The sequence below is a fragment of the Pseudomonas edaphica genome (assembly GCF_005863185.1).
Classification (GTDB): domain Bacteria; phylum Pseudomonadota; class Gammaproteobacteria; order Pseudomonadales; family Pseudomonadaceae; genus Aquipseudomonas; species Aquipseudomonas edaphica.
Genome location: NZ_VBVZ01000109.1, coordinates 1 through 13,806, shown reverse-complemented (window position 1 = coordinate 13,806; position 13,806 = coordinate 1). Strand labels below are relative to the sequence as shown.

13 protein-coding genes and 2 pseudogenes are annotated in these 13,806 nt (G+C 58.9%); 10 read left to right on the top strand and 5 right to left on the bottom strand.

Going from position 1 to position 13,806, the window contains the following annotated elements; genetic code table 11:
* Both FEM54_RS09775 and FEM54_RS09770 read left to right on the top strand, forming a co-directional pair.
* Positions 1–327 (top strand): molybdopterin cofactor-binding domain-containing protein (locus tag FEM54_RS09775; protein ID WP_138450653.1); only part of this gene is annotated, 327 nt, incomplete at its 5' end.
* A gap of 16 nt (positions 328–343) precedes the next feature.
* Complete coding sequence (locus tag FEM54_RS09770; protein ID WP_138450651.1) at positions 344–1,681, top strand: c-type cytochrome; 1,338 nt, start codon at positions 344–346, stop codon at positions 1,679–1,681.
* Between the two features lie 47 nt (positions 1,682–1,728).
* On the opposite strand, the gene FEM54_RS09765 is transcribed toward FEM54_RS09770, so the two are convergent.
* The gene (locus tag FEM54_RS09765) at positions 1,729–2,091 is read right to left on the bottom strand and encodes a hypothetical protein (protein ID WP_017137713.1); all 363 of its coding nucleotides are present in this window, start codon (positions 2,089–2,091) and stop codon (positions 1,729–1,731) included.
* A 2-nt stretch (positions 2,092–2,093) separates the two neighbouring features.
* Positions 2,094–3,083 carry a hypothetical protein gene (locus tag FEM54_RS09760; RefSeq protein ID WP_138450649.1) on the bottom strand — a complete coding sequence of 330 codons (990 nt, stop codon included), beginning with the start codon at positions 3,081–3,083 and terminating at the stop codon, positions 2,094–2,096.
* Positions 3,084–3,693: 610 nt separating this feature from the next.
* Between FEM54_RS09760 and FEM54_RS09755 the strand changes: the two genes are divergently transcribed.
* From FEM54_RS09755 to FEM54_RS09720, 8 genes and pseudogenes are all read left to right on the top strand, one after another.
* Positions 3,694–3,996 (top strand): DUF6124 family protein, encoded by a 303-nt coding sequence (locus FEM54_RS09755; RefSeq protein WP_138450647.1) that lies wholly within the window; start codon positions 3,694–3,696, stop codon positions 3,994–3,996.
* 281 nt (positions 3,997–4,277) lie between these two features.
* Entirely contained in the window at positions 4,278–5,291 is a 1,014-nt protein-coding gene (locus tag FEM54_RS09750; protein WP_017137711.1) for an iron ABC transporter substrate-binding protein, read from the top strand.
* 3 nt (positions 5,292–5,294) lie between these two features.
* Positions 5,295–6,884 (top strand): ABC transporter permease, encoded by a 1,590-nt coding sequence (locus FEM54_RS09745; RefSeq protein WP_026013755.1) that lies wholly within the window; start codon positions 5,295–5,297, stop codon positions 6,882–6,884.
* Positions 6,881–7,948: pseudogene (locus FEM54_RS09740) on the top strand (ABC transporter ATP-binding protein). The gene FEM54_RS09745 and the pseudogene FEM54_RS09740 overlap by 4 nt, the downstream one beginning before the upstream one ends.
* Positions 7,949–8,009: 61 nt before the next feature.
* On the top strand, positions 8,010–8,774 hold the full coding sequence (locus FEM54_RS09735; protein ID WP_138450645.1) for a COG4705 family protein: 765 nt from the start codon (positions 8,010–8,012) through the stop codon (positions 8,772–8,774).
* 23 nt (positions 8,775–8,797) lie between these two features.
* On the top strand, positions 8,798–9,220 hold the full coding sequence (locus tag FEM54_RS09730; protein WP_017137707.1) for a hypothetical protein: 423 nt from the start codon (positions 8,798–8,800) through the stop codon (positions 9,218–9,220).
* 82 nt (positions 9,221–9,302) lie between these two features.
* On the top strand, positions 9,303–9,968 hold the full coding sequence (locus FEM54_RS09725; protein WP_017137706.1) for a response regulator: 666 nt from the start codon (positions 9,303–9,305) through the stop codon (positions 9,966–9,968).
* Complete coding sequence (locus FEM54_RS09720) at positions 9,944–11,299, top strand: ATP-binding protein (RefSeq protein ID WP_138450643.1); 1,356 nt, start codon at positions 9,944–9,946, stop codon at positions 11,297–11,299. Before FEM54_RS09725 ends, FEM54_RS09720 begins: the two co-directional genes overlap by 25 nt.
* A gap of 284 nt (positions 11,300–11,583) precedes the next feature.
* Here FEM54_RS09720 and FEM54_RS09715 read toward each other — a convergent pair whose 3' ends face one another.
* The 3 genes and pseudogenes from FEM54_RS09715 to FEM54_RS09705 form a co-directional block, all read right to left on the bottom strand.
* Positions 11,584–12,105, bottom strand: a complete 522-nt coding sequence (locus FEM54_RS09715; protein WP_138450641.1) for a hypothetical protein — start codon at positions 12,103–12,105, stop codon at positions 11,584–11,586.
* A 167-nt stretch (positions 12,106–12,272) separates the two neighbouring features.
* Positions 12,273–12,656, bottom strand: a complete 384-nt coding sequence (locus FEM54_RS09710; protein WP_138450639.1) for a hypothetical protein — start codon at positions 12,654–12,656, stop codon at positions 12,273–12,275.
* Between the two features lie 901 nt (positions 12,657–13,557).
* Positions 13,558–13,806: pseudogene (locus FEM54_RS09705) on the bottom strand (SMI1/KNR4 family protein); the annotation flags it as partial.

The following is a 13,806-nucleotide window of genomic DNA, read 5'->3' as shown; positions in this document are numbered from 1 at the left end:
GCCATCGACCCTGGCAGCATCGTCAACCCGGCGATCATCGAGGCCCAGGTCAACGGCGCCGTAGCGTTGGGCTTGTCACAAACGTTGGTGGAAGAAGCGGTGTACGTGGACGGTAAACCACGGGCGCGCAACTACGACCTTTACCCGATCCTGCCACCCTCGCGGATGGCCAAGGTGCACGTAAAGATCGTCGAGAGCGGCGAAAAGATGGGCGGTATCGGCGAGCCGCCGCTACCCGCAGTGGCGCCTGCCGTGGCCAATGCGGTGGCGCACTTGACCGGCCAGCGCATCCGCAGCCTGCCCCTGAGCCGCTACACCTTCGCCTGACCGACAAGGAACGCCTATGAACAACCAACGATTGGCTAGAACCGCTGGCTGGCTGGTGCTGGCCGGCGCAGTCGCCGCCGGCCTGCTGGCCTGGTACGTCACCCGTCAACCTGCTTCGCCGTTTGAACAGGCCAACGCCACGGCTGACCCGACACTGGTCAGCCGTGGCGAGTACGTCGCCCGCGTCAGTGATTGCGTGGCCTGCCACAGCCTGCCGGGCAAAGCGCCGTTTGCCGGCGGCCTGGAGATGGCCACGCCGCTGGGCGCCATTCATGCCACCAACATCACGCCCGACAAAAACGTCGGCATCGGCACCTACAGCCTGGCCGACTTCGACCGCGCCGTGCGCCACGGCGTGGCACCGGGCGGGCGACGGCTCTACCCGGCCATGCCCTACCCGTCCTACGTGAAACTCAGCGACGACGACATGCGTGCGCTGTATGCGTTTTTTATGCAAGGCGTGCAACCGGCCAGCGAGCCGAACATTCCCAGCAGCATCCCGTGGCCACTGAACATGCGCTGGCCCATCGCACTGTGGAACGGCGTGTTCGCGCCGACTAAAACCTATGCCGCCAAACCCGAGCAGGACGCGTTGTGGAACCGTGGCGCCTATATCGTCCAAGGCCCCGGCCACTGCGGCAGTTGCCACACGCCGCGTGGGCTGGCGTTCAACGAGAAGGCATTGGACGAGTCCGGCGCGCCGTTCCTCGCCGGTGCCTTGCTCGACGGCTGGTACGCACCCAGCCTGCGCCAGGACCACAACACCGGTTTGGGCCGCTGGAGCGAGCCGGAGATTGTGCAATTCCTCAAGACCGGGCGTAACAAACACGCAGTGGTGTATGGCTCGATGACCGAGGCGTTTAACAACTCCACGCAGTTCATGCAAGACGACGATCTGGCGGCCATTGCGCATTACCTCAAATCACTGCCGGGCGACCCGCAGCGTGACGGTTCGCCGTGGCAGTACCAAACGGCAGCGCTCGACACGAGCGCACCGGGTGCCCACACCTATGCCACCCGCTGCGCCTCCTGCCATGGCCTGGACGGCAAAGGCCAGCCGGAGTGGATGCCACCGTTGGCCGGTGCTACCTCAGCCTTGGCCAAGGAAAGCGCCTCGGCGATCAACATCACCCTCAATGGCTCGCAACGCATCGTGACCGCCGGTATGCCGGACGCGTACCGCATGCCGGCATTCCGCGAGCAATTGTCCGACCAGGAAATCGCCCAGGTGTTGAGCTACGTGCGCGGTACATGGGGCAACAACGGCGGCGCGGTGGAGGCTGCGGCGGTGAACAAGCTGCGCGGGCATACCGACCCGGCCAGTAGTAGCCCGATTATCCTGCACATGCGCTAACAGATCGTTCCCACGCTCCCGCGTGGGAACGATCTGATGGCCGCAGGCTACCAGCCATACAAGAGGGTCCAGAGGATACAGCCAGCAAACCATACCATCCCAAAATGATACGGCCACACCGCCCAACGCTTGAGGGACAGAGGGACGGCCGCCACCTCTGCCTCGGTCACCTCGCCTCTTTTAATGTGAAATTTAGGCATGCCCAACAGGTCACTGATCACAAGCATGCGATGAAACCTGTCGATGTGCTTGTTTCTGCCCCAAAACCGTTTGTTGGCGCAGACCACCTCGTTTTCGCTGAAGTAGCTTTCCAGGGCTTCGAGCTTTGTGCACTCGGCGTAGAAAGTGAGTCCGCCAAAAACGAACGTCGCTATGGATAGAATGATTGCAAGGATGAGTTGAAAATCCATGCTTATGCGCCCTCTGGCTGAAAGATCAGATCACCGTCGATCTCTTCGATTTGCCCGCCCAGAAACGCACCGAAATCGCCAACTACATTGCCTACTGCAAACCCTCCCGCAGCGCCGCCGATCACTGCGCAAGCCAGGTCACCGTTTCCTTTAGCCACGACGCCCAAAAAAACCTTGCAGCCGAGACGGGCTATTTTCGCGCCCGCCTTCCCTCCGCCATAAGCGCCCCCTACGCCACCCACCAACTTCCCCGTTTCCACATACTTCGCCCGCCGACACTGCGCCTCGCGCCCCTCCACACACGCCTCCTTGATCTCCAACCCTGCCACGCCCACGTCCAGTGCCAAGCCCACATAGGTGCCCATCCCCAACCACTTCGAGGTCTGCGCAATGCTCCGCATCCGCTGCGCATACCCGGCAATCTCACCCTTGTGCAGATAGCTTTTGGTTGAAACCCCCAATATCTTTTTCAGCGCCTGATTACCTCGCAACCCCGTGCCAAATCGCGCCGCGCCTTGCAACTGGGTATCCAGCAGCCCAAACAGCGCCTGGCGCTGGCGCAAAAAAGCCTCACGCTCCAAGCCTGCGGTTTTCAGGCGCTGGTGCAGCCGCTCAATCTCTTCCAGCGTCTGCGCCACTTCGTCCAGATGCCGCGCCCACGCCGATGTTGAGCTGCCCACTCCCAACGAGCCGTACCCGAGAAGACTTTGCAGCAGGTCATAGTTGTTGACCACTTGGGTGGCGGCGCGCGCGTCCAGCTCCCGACCGATTGCCTCGGCATGGCGCACAAGCCAGGCCTCTTCCAGCGAACAGGTCACGCTGCAGGGATCGGGAATAATCACCAACTGCCCAGGCCTCACCAGCCCATGACGCAGGTGCCGGTTCAGCACATCATAATGATCGGCACGCTGCCGTCCCGGGGCATGACCCATCAACTGGTTTTTCAAGCTGATGTAGTCCGTGAGGCGGTCGTTGATATAGCCCTGCGCCATGCTTCGTATCCCTGAATGCAATGAAGATGGCGTTGGAATATAAGCAGGCGAACAGGGCTCGGACACAAGGTCGGGAAGGCTGAGTGATATTTGGGAAGTTGCCTACATCACTAGAAATTAACGCCTACAAAAATGGCCGGACTTGATAGATCGTTCCCACGCTCCCGCGTGGGAATGCAGCCCGTGACGCTCCGCGTCGCACCTGCGCAAAACTTGAATGTTGTGAGCGGGACGCAGAGCGTCCCAGGCTGCATTCCCACGCAGAGCGCGGGAACGATCTGTGGCGAGATTAGTGGCATTTGGTCATGGTTTTTAAAGGGCCAGCAGGGCGCGTCCCTTTAAATTGCAGGACGTTTCCTAGACAATCCTTGCCGCCTTGTGCCTGTTGGAATCGATGGCTAGTCTGCGATCCGTCACTGCTTATCAGTGATCGGGTTTAGTCGCTCGGGTCTTACATGGCGCATGGTCCTCCGTGAAGTTTTATGGTGGCTGTGCGTAGGGCACCTTCGGGTGCGCCGGTTTTCCATGTGACCGGTCGACTAACCTGCGTACAGCTGCCACCCTCGTTTAGTCGCGACAAGTGTCAGCTCCAACCATGTGGAGTTACACCATGAAAAAAGTCGTCCCCGACCCACCCCGCAACGCCGCCAAAGACCGCGCCGCCTTCAACCGCGCCATTGACCATTACCTGCCCTCCAACGGCGTTAAAATCGAAGACCTGAGCTTCGAAGACGCCCTGCTCTACACCGCCAGCTTGCTCGACAGTGCTTCAGCTACTGCACTCAATTGCGGTGATTTGCTGGCCAGCCCGCAGCGCGCGAAGATTCTGGCGGTGTGGCATTTGCTGGAGATGGCCAAGACCACCGTGGACCGATCCATCGAGTGCCTTAAACCCACAGCCCCGCCTGCCTGAACACAATAAAAACGGTGGGAGCTGGCTTGCTCGCGAATGCGGTGGGTCAGACCCAGAGATGCTGACTGAACCACTGCATCCGCGAGCATGCCAGCTCCCACATTTGACCTGCGTCATTTAATAGGCCTCATCACATTTGTTAACCGTTTATTTGACGTTTTTTTCTCATCTGCGCCTCTACATTCGCCGCGCCCAAACATGCAAATGATTCCTATTGGTCTAGTCTCAATCGACCCCTCACGGGCTTCCCGTGCCTACATAAAAACCGGAGCATTCAACGTATGGCTTCCCGTCTACCGTCTTTCCTCACTAAAGCCCTGCTCGCCACTGCATTGGTTGGCGCCGGGCAAGTGTATGCCGCCGAAACCGCCGGCATCGTGGTGTACAACGCCCAGCACGAAAGCCTGACCAAGGCCTGGGTTGAGGGCTTCACCGAGGAAACCGGGATTCCGGTAACCATCCGCAATGGCGACGACACCGAGATGGGCAACCAGCTCGTGCAGGAAGGTGCAGCCTCACCGGCCGACGTGTTCCTCACCGAAAACTCCCCGGCCATGGTGCTGGTGGACAACGCCGGGCTGTTCGCGCCAGTAGCGCCGAGCACGTTGGAACAAGTGGACGCCGCCTACCGCCCCGCCCACGGCAAGTGGCTGGGCATCGCCGCACGTTCGACGGTGTTCGTGTACAACCCGAGCAAACTCAAAGAAGCCGAGCTGCCAAAGTCCCTGCTGGACCTGGCCTCGCCAAGCTGGAAAGGCCGCTGGGCTGCCTCACCGGCCGGTGCCGACTTCCAGGCCATCGTCGCCGCCGTGCTGGAACTCAAAGGCGAAGCCGCCACCCTCGACTGGCTCAAGGCGATGAAGGCCAACGCGAGCATCTACCGTGGCAACAGCGCGGTGCTTAAAGCCGTCAACGCCGGCCAGGTCGACAGCGGCGTGATTTATCACTACTACAGCTTTGTCGACCAATCCAAGACCGGCGAAAACAGCAAAAACACCCAATTGCACTACTTCAAACACCAGGATCCAGGCGCCTTTGTGAGCATCTCCGGCGCCGGTGTATTGGCCTCCAGCAAGCATAAAGAAGAAGCCCAGGCCTTCTTGAAGTGGATCACCGGCAAAGACGGACAGGCGATCCTCAAGGACGGCAACTCGTTCGAATATGCCGTGGGCCAGGGCGCACAGTCCAACCCCAAGCTGACACCGCTGGCCCAGCTGGACGCGCCGAAAGTGGACGCCTCCAAGCTCAACAGCAAAAAGGCCGTCGAACTGATGACCCAAGCCGGACTGCTCTGATTGCTGCCTGAACCTTTAGCTCCCGCCTTAACGCAGGCGCAACCGCGTAAACGCGCCCACGGTTTGTTTAAAAGCCGTGGGGGCACGTGGGTCACCAGTTTGTCAGTAGTGGTGTCGCTGCTGGCGCTGCTGCCCATTGCGTTTGTGATCGGCGTGTCCTGGCAAATCGGCTGGGCGCAGATTGAAGCGTTGGTGTGGCGTCCGCGTGTGGGTGAACTGCTGGTCAACACCGTGTTGCTGGTGGTGTTCACCCTGCCCTTGTGCGTGGTGCTGGGCATTGCGCTGGCGTGGCTGACCGAGCGCACCAACCTGCCAGGGCGCCGTGTGTGGTCGCTGCTGGCGGTTGCGCCGCTGGCGGTGCCGGCGTTTGTGCACAGTTACGCCTGGGTCAGCCTGGTGCCGTCGATGCATGGTTTGCCGGCCGGCGTGCTGGTCTCGGTGATTGCCTATTTCCCGTTTTTGTACTTGCCGGTGGCGGCGACCTTGCGCCGGCTCGACCCTGCCATTGAAGACGTGGCCGAGTCCCTGGGCCTCAAGCCCTGGGCGGTATTTTTTCGCGTGGTGCTGCCGCAGTTGCGCCTGGCGATCTGCGGCGGCGCACTGCTGGTGGGCCTGCATTTACTCGCCGAATACGGCCTGTACGCGATGATTCGTTTCGACACCTTCACCACCGCAATTTTCGATCAGTTCAAATCCACCTTTAATGGCCCTGCCGCCAATATGCTTGCGGCGGTGCTGGCGCTGTGTTGTTTGGCGATGCTCACGGCGGAATCCGCCGCACGCGGGCATGCGCGTTATGCGCGGGTCGGCTCCGGCAGCGCCCGCGAGCAACGTATTGTGAGCCTGCGCACGCGCACCACGCTGCTTGCCCTTGGCTTGCAAGGGCTGACCTGCGCGCTGGCCCTGGGTGTGCCGTTGATCACCCTGGGCAAGTGGCTGATCGCCGGTGGCCGTGAGGTATGGCAGTTCAACGAACTGCTGCCCGCGCTGGAGCAGACCGTGCTACTGGGCGTGGCCGGTGCCGTGCTGACCACCTGTGCGGCGGTGCCGATTGCGTGGCTGTCGATTCGGGCGCCAGGGCGTTTACAGCGCATCCTGGAAAGCTGCAACTACATCACCAGTTCGTTGCCCGGCATTGTGGTGGCGCTGGCCTTGGTCACAGTGACCATTCATTTCGCCCGGCCGATCTACCAGACCACCATCACCGTGCTGCTCGCCTATTTGCTGATGTTCCTGCCACGGGCGCTGGTGAGCCTGCGCGCGGGTATCGCCCAGGCGCCGGTAGAACTGGAAAACATGGCGCGCAGCCTCGGCCGTTCGCCGGGCCGCGCCCTGTGGCTGATCACGTTGCGGCTGGCCGCGCCTGCTGCGGCTGCGGGTGCGGCGCTGGTGTTCCTGGCGATCACCAACGAGTTGACCGCCACCTTGCTGCTGGCGCCTAACGGCACGCGCACCCTGGCCACCGGTTTCTGGGCGCTGACCAGCGAAATCGACTACGCCGCTGCCGCGCCTTACGCGCTGATCATGATCCTGTTGTCACTGCCGTTAACCGGCCTTCTCTACCATCAATCCAAACGCACGGCAGGCCGATGAACGCCCTCGAACTCAACGCCCTCTGCAAGACCTTCGGCACCCAGCGTGCCCTGGCGGACGTCTCCCTGGCGGTGCCCACCGGCAGCCGCACAGTGATCGTCGGGCCTTCGGGCTCGGGCAAGACCACCTTGCTGCGCATGATCGCCGGCTTTGAATTCCCCGACACCGGCAGCCTCACGCTCAACGGCCAGGTATTGGTCGACGCCACCCACGCGGTGCCGGCCCACCAGCGCCAGATCGGCTATGTGCCGCAGGATGGCGCGCTGTTCCCGCACATGACGGTGGCCGACAATATCGGCTTTGGCCTGGCCACCCAAGGTGAAGCCCGGCACACACGCATCGCCGAACTGATGGACAGCGTGGCCCTCGACGCCAACATGGCCCGGCGCTGGCCCCATGAACTGTCTGGCGGCCAGCAGCAACGCGTGGCACTCGCCCGGGCCTTGGCCCAGCAACCCCGGTTGATGTTGCTGGATGAACCGTTTTCCGCGCTGGACACCGGCCTGCGCTCGGCCATGCGCAAAATGGTCGCGCGCCTGCTGAGCGACGCGGGCATCACCACCATTCTGGTCACCCACGATCAAAGTGAAGCGCTGTCGTTTGCCGACTAATTGGCAGTGATGCGCCAGGGGCGCCTGGTGCAGGCGGGCCACCCGATGGACCTGTACCAATACCCGGTCGATGAGCAAACCGCGTTGTTCCTCGGCGAAGCGGTGGTGATGCCCGCCCGTATTGAAGCTGGCTGGGCGCATTGCGGGCTGGGCCGTGTGCCGGTGGACAGTACGGCGGACCACGCAGCAACGCGGATCATGCTGCGCCCGGAGCAATTGCAGCTGAGTACCACCGACCTGTCGGGCTGTCGTGGTGTCGTGACCGAGCGCGAATTCGGCGGCAATACCTGCACGTTGACCGTGGTGTTGCAGCCTGCCGAGGATGAACCGGGCCAGGCGATTCTGGTGCGCAGTTCCGGCCTGCAAGCCCCGCCCACCGGCAGTGTGGTGCACCTCACGACACTCGGCACGGCGCATGTATTGAAAAAAACCCAGGCCCTCAGTCTCAGCTAAGTGTCGGGGCTTACCTTCTCCCCTGCGCCAACCACTGCGCAGTCAAGGAGAGGTAACCCCGATGAATGCCACAGCAGCCCGTTGGCTGAACAAAGTACCCGAGGTGACGCTGTCATTCTGGGTGATCAAGATACTGTCCACCACCGTGGGCGAAACCGGCGCGGATTACCTCGCCGTGGATGCAGGCTTCGGCGCCGGCTGGACCAGCATCGGCATGGCCGCTTTGCTGGGGCTCGCGTTGTTCGGCCAACTGCGCACCAAGGCCTACACGCCGTGGATCTACTGGCTGACGGTGGTGCTGGTGAGCATCGTCGGCACGCAGATCACCGATATCCTCACCGATAAGCTCGACGTCAGCCTGTACACCAGTACGGCGATTTTTTCGGTGCTGCTCGCGCTTAACTTCATCGTCTGGTATCGCACCGAGCGCAGCCTGTCGATCCGCGACATCGTGACCCCACGGCGCGAGTGGTTCTACTGGACCACCGTGCTGTGCACCTTCGCTTTAGGCACCGCCGCCGGTGACCTGGCCACCGAAGCCCTGGGCCTGGGCTTTACCCTCGGCGCGGTGATTTTCGCCGGTTTAATCGGCGTGACACTGCTGGCCTGGCGCCTGGGCGTCAACAGCGTGCTGACCTTCTGGATCGCCTACATCCTCACCCGCCCGTTCGGAGCCTCCCTCGGCGACCTGCTCACCCAAGCCAAGACGTATGGCGGCCTGGGCATGGGCGCCAGTTGGACCAGCGCGCTGTTCTTGTGCGTGATCGTGTTGCTGGTGGCCGTGGCGCAAATCAGCATCGGCAGCCGTAAAACCCTCATTCAATAAACTCTCACTCCAAGGAAACTGCCATGAGCAAAGTTCGCAATGTGATCCGCCATGCCGCCATTGTTTCAGCGATTTTTATGCTGGGCATCGCCACCGGTTGTTCCAAGCCGGCTGACAAACCTGCCAGCGCGGCCAACCCCACCAGCAGCCAGCGCCATATGTCGCAACTGGGTGATCTGTCGGCGTTTCGTAACATCGCGGTAGACGTTTCCGGTCTTGTCGCCAAGAACGACCTGGCAGGTGCCAAAGCCCGCATCAAAGACCTGGAAACCAGCTGGGACAGCGCTGAAGCCGGGATCAAGCCACGTGCCGCCAACGACTGGCACGTGCTCGACAAAGCCATCGACCGCGCCCTCTCGGCCCTGCGTGACGGCAACCCTAACCAGGCAGAGTGCAAAGCCTCGATGGACGACCTGCTCAAGACCTTCGACCTGATGAAGGGCTGATATCGGACAAATGCCTGCCCAGGTGCTTCAATACACACGCGGCGATCACCTCGCCGCGCGTGCTTTTTGTGCGGAGAGACTTATGCGAATACTGCTGGTCGAGGACGACCCGATGATTGGCGATGCGATCCAGCGTGCGCTCAGCGACGCGAGCTATGCCGCTGACTGGGTCAAGAATGGCCTCACCGCCCTCGCCGCCCTCGACACCCATCCCTATGACCTGGTGCTGCTCGACCTTGGCCTGCCTGGCAAGGATGGCCTCGACGTGCTGGACACGATTCGCGCACGCAACAACCCCGTACCCTTGCTGATCATCACCGCCCGCGACAGCCTCGACGACCGCCTGCGGGGCCTAGACGGCGGCGCCGATGATTACTTGCTCAAGCCCTTTGATATCCCGGAATTGCTCGCACGCATGCGTGCGGTATTACGCCGCAAAGGCGGCAGCGCTCAATCGTTGCTGGGCAATGGCGTGGTGACGCTGAACCTGCTCACCAAGCAAGCCAGTACGCAAGAACAGCATGAGGTCGCCCTTTCCAGTCGCGAATTTGCGCTGCTGCAAGCGCTGTTGATTCGTCCCGGCGCCATCCTTTCGCGCAGCGAGTTGGAAGACCGCTTGTATGGCTGGGGCAATGAGGTGGAAAGCAACGCCATCGAATTCCTGATTCACGCCTTGCGGCGCAAATTGGGCACTCACGTGATCAAGAACGTCAGGGGCATGGGATGGATGGTTTCAAAAAACGTCTGAGCGAGTCAGTGCAACTGCGCCTGTCGGTGGCGTTATCCCTCGCTATTTTGCTGGTGGCCTTGGTGGCCAGCGTGTTCGCCTTTGTCTCGGCGTTTGAAGAAACCCACGAACAGCAGGACGCCACCTTGCGCCAGGTGGCGATGCTGTATGACCGCCAGCACATGACCCTGCAATACCCACAAGGCCCGGCGCTTAAAGGCGATGACGAAGAAACCCGGGTGATCATCCAGCACCTGAGTGACAGCCCAAGGGCCACGGGCACCACGGATGAAGCCTTGCCTTTGCCGTTTCCGGCCAGCCTCGCCGATGGCCTGTCCACCGTCGCCATGGTCGGCGAAAATTTTCGCGTGCTGGTGCACACCACCGCCCGTGGTGAACGCATCGCCGTGGCCCAGGAATCCGATGCCCGCGACAAGGACGCCCGCGAAAGCGCCTGGCGCAGTTTGTTGCCGTTCCTGATTCTGTTTCCGGTGTTGTTACTGGTGGTCGGCGACTTGGTGCGCAAGTTGTTTCGCCCCATTGGCGTGCTTGCCGCAGAGATCGACCAACGGGCCGAGCAGGAACTGCACCCGATTGAAGAGCAGCACCTGCCCAGCGAAGTACGCCCGTTTGTGGTCGCGATCAATCGCCTGCTGGCACGCGTCGGGCAGTCCATGGACAGCCAACGGCGCTTTGTCGCCGATGCCGCCCATGAACTGCGTTCACCGATGACCGCCCTGGCGCTGCAAGCCGACCGGCTGGCCGCCACCGAGCTATCGCCCGTCAGCCGCGAGCGGTTTGAGCCGCTGTCACGCGGCATTCAACGCGGGCGCAAACTGATTGATCAATTGCTGAGCCTGGCGGCGGCGCAGTCGGCGTCTGAGCGGGCGCAAACCACACTGTCGGTGCATACCGTGTACCGCCAGATACTGGAAGATTTGCTGCCGTTGGCCGAGAGCAAACAGATCGATATCGGCGTTGAAAGCACCCAGGATGTGCAGGTGACGTTCAACGAATTGGACCTGTTTACGCTGGTGAAAAACCTGGTGGATAACGCCATTCGCTATACCACGCCGGGTGGGCGTATCGACCTGTCGGTTGCGCTGGAGGCTGACGCCGTGAAACTGCAAATCAAGGATTCGGGCCCTGGTATTCCTATAGAAGAACGGGCACGAGTGTTTGATCCGTTTTACCGCAGCCTGGGCACCGACGAGGCCGGCTCCGGGTTGGGGTTGTCGATCGTCAAGGCGATCGCCGATCGCACAGGAGCGCGGGTGCAGTTGGGGTTTACGGATGTGGGGGAGCAAAAGGGGTTATGTGTGACGGTGTGGTTGCACGTTGATCGGATTTGAGCACGCCCGGTCGGGGTGTGAAATTGAGCTGCGAGTGGCCGCGGGAGTGACAGATTTTTGTATGCGGGCCGGTAGCGGCCTGCCGTCAGGGTCTGACCCTGAGGGATCCAAGACGCTCCGGACGCCCTATCCAGCGCCAGGACGGTGACGCGTTATTACTCATCGTTGTCCCCTTTTTCTTATAAGCTGGCAGTCGCAATGCCGAAACCGAGAACGCAAAAATCGATTGGATAAAGATCCAAGAAGGATCAGCTAATTATTAGAATAAACGCCGCTTATACCGTCTATTTGACGAACATTAGGCAGGCAAGACCTGCGGGCTTGATCCGCAGCTGTTGAATGGGTTCCACACCCTCAACATCTCCGACTTTTTTTATTACACCAATCCCGCAGTAACTCTGATCGTAGTTAAAAATGGGAAGGAAGCCTGTCTTAGGCTCACTCCAAGAACCTGTCTTCAAGGTGTATGTAGCGCCGTCCTGCGGTGTGAACGAAAAGTGCACTAGACACTGTTTGCCTCCGATTACTCTTTCGTAGGTCAATACCAGTTTTTTACCCACGGCAATCCGCGATTCGATAAAGTCACCGGAATAGGGCAGCGGTGTGAGCCCCGCGTAGCAACCTTTTTCATTGAAGGTTATGGCATCCAGGGTGGTTCCATGTTCATTTTCAAGGCGAATCGTTGCCGAAGGCGCACCCGAAGGTGGGAAGTCGTATTGCTTGCCCTGTAATATCGAATTACAACCGCTGAGCGCCACGGTTCCTGCCAACAGAGTACAGCAGACAAATATTTTATTTCCGTACATAATTTCTTCCTAATACCATCGGGCTCATCCGGTAAAAACCAGGGGCCGCAAATTGTTGAAAATCAGTAGAAAAAAGGGGACAAGCAACAAGTAGACGAATTTATTTAATTCTCCGAGCTTTTTGTTACTTAAATAAATCTGTCCCCTTTCCCCGTTTAACTCTCGCTTCACAAGTGTCGCTTGCAACTGACAACTGAAAACTCCCGAGAAAGCACTTCAAACCCTGTGCCCCCATAGTCTTTCAGCCTATATTTAACTCCTTCAAGCTGATCAACTGAGACGTCATCCACTTTAACTTCGCTCAAGTAAAAACTCCCACACACATCAGGAACTGCTAAACGACGAACCCCTGTAAACCCTAAAACAACTTCAAACGCCGACTGCTCAGACTCATAAAGCATCTCTAGGGTAACCCTGTAAGTATCAACTGCGTGCCCCATATTTTCTCGCTGTAAGCTGAGCCCCAGCACAAGATTTAGATTATAGAAATCAAAATCTGGAATAATGGAAAGCTTCTCAACGCCCTCAAATCTGATTTCAAGTGGCCGCATATTCCCTCCTAGTAATCTGGATGCACGTCAGGCTTGGCACCTTTGACATTTTGATTTCGCTCCACATCTCGCACATGATGGTGGGGATTAGGACGCACGTCAGGTTGCCCATGATCGGTCACGTGAACAAAAAAGGGGACAGATTTATTTAATTCTCCGAACTCTTTGTTACCTAAATAAATCTGTCCCCTTTTCCTCCCCATAAGAATCGGGAGTTTACCCTTGCAACGGATACTGAACACCACCACGCGTTCCCGTGACCGTCACATTCGTTTCCCTGAGTCCCTTGGTATAATCTAAATCAATAGTATTACCGGCAGAGTCCGTAATGAACCTGGGTGTATTTGGAGCGTTAGTAGTTGCTTTTGCACTGACTAATTATCGACTATGGCCAATACTCTACGGTATAACTGCCTTCTAGCTCTTGTTGTATCGATTTAGCCAGTTGCTCCCCCTCGGCTGCATGTTGAAGCTCTGCATCAGGCGAGGCAAAACCAGAGTCGGGTGGGTAATCGCTGTTGAACGTTGACTGGTACCTACTATCCCACTCACTGATTTGGGCTTTCAGCTCTTGAGAAAGGGGCAAATCTTCGATATCAACGTGCCCCATTCTATCCGGATCTGGCCAGAATATCGGCCCAGCCAAATACTCACTCGTTAGTCTTAACCTGATCATGGCAATGGTTTCCAAGAACTGACTGGATTAGCTCGAACCACGAAGCCGTTTGAGCCAACCCCAACTGCGATGTTTTGCTCAACATAAAAAAGCATAAAAAAGGGGACCATAAAAAAGGGGACAGATTTATTTAGCCCTGCTCCCTTTTTCTGGAAAGACTTCACCCAAGAAAGCGAAAAATAAATCTACCCCCCCTTTTTTCCCTTTTTCCTCGGAAATAAACAATCAGCTATCAAGCCTTAACTTGATCTGAGCACCGTCTGGAAGGTCTTTAATTTGACGAGCAATATCAGCCCTAAGCTTCATTCCTTTGACAGCATCAATCGAATACAGATTATTTAATACAAACCCCCCACCTAATACACAAGGTATTTTCGGCAATAAGCGTTTTCCAGCAGCAAGCTGACCCTTCTTTTTTTGCCATCGGTGCGCCAACGGATACCCCGTAAGCACCTCATAATCACTCACTAGTAG

Excerpts from the sequence above, each read along its gene's own strand:
- FEM54_RS09770 (WP_138450651.1), top strand. The coding sequence starts at position 344 with ATGAACAACCAACGATTGGCTAGAACCGCTGGCTGGCTGGTGCTGGCC.
- FEM54_RS09765 (WP_017137713.1), bottom strand. The coding sequence starts at position 2,091 with ATGGATTTTCAACTCATCCTTGCAATCATTCTATCCATAGCGACGTTC.
- FEM54_RS09760 (WP_138450649.1), bottom strand. The coding sequence starts at position 3,083 with ATGGCGCAGGGCTATATCAACGACCGCCTCACGGACTACATCAGCTTG.
- FEM54_RS09755 (WP_138450647.1), top strand. The coding sequence starts at position 3,694 with ATGAAAAAAGTCGTCCCCGACCCACCCCGCAACGCCGCCAAAGACCGC.
- FEM54_RS09750 (WP_017137711.1), top strand. The coding sequence starts at position 4,278 with ATGGCTTCCCGTCTACCGTCTTTCCTCACTAAAGCCCTGCTCGCCACT.
- FEM54_RS09735 (WP_138450645.1), top strand. The coding sequence starts at position 8,010 with ATGAATGCCACAGCAGCCCGTTGGCTGAACAAAGTACCCGAGGTGACG.
- FEM54_RS09730 (WP_017137707.1), top strand. The coding sequence starts at position 8,798 with ATGAGCAAAGTTCGCAATGTGATCCGCCATGCCGCCATTGTTTCAGCG.
- FEM54_RS09725 (WP_017137706.1), top strand. The coding sequence starts at position 9,303 with ATGCGAATACTGCTGGTCGAGGACGACCCGATGATTGGCGATGCGATC.
- FEM54_RS09720 (WP_138450643.1), top strand. The coding sequence starts at position 9,944 with ATGGATGGTTTCAAAAAACGTCTGAGCGAGTCAGTGCAACTGCGCCTG.
- FEM54_RS09715 (WP_138450641.1), bottom strand. The coding sequence starts at position 12,105 with ATGTACGGAAATAAAATATTTGTCTGCTGTACTCTGTTGGCAGGAACC.
- FEM54_RS09710 (WP_138450639.1), bottom strand. The coding sequence starts at position 12,656 with ATGCGGCCACTTGAAATCAGATTTGAGGGCGTTGAGAAGCTTTCCATT.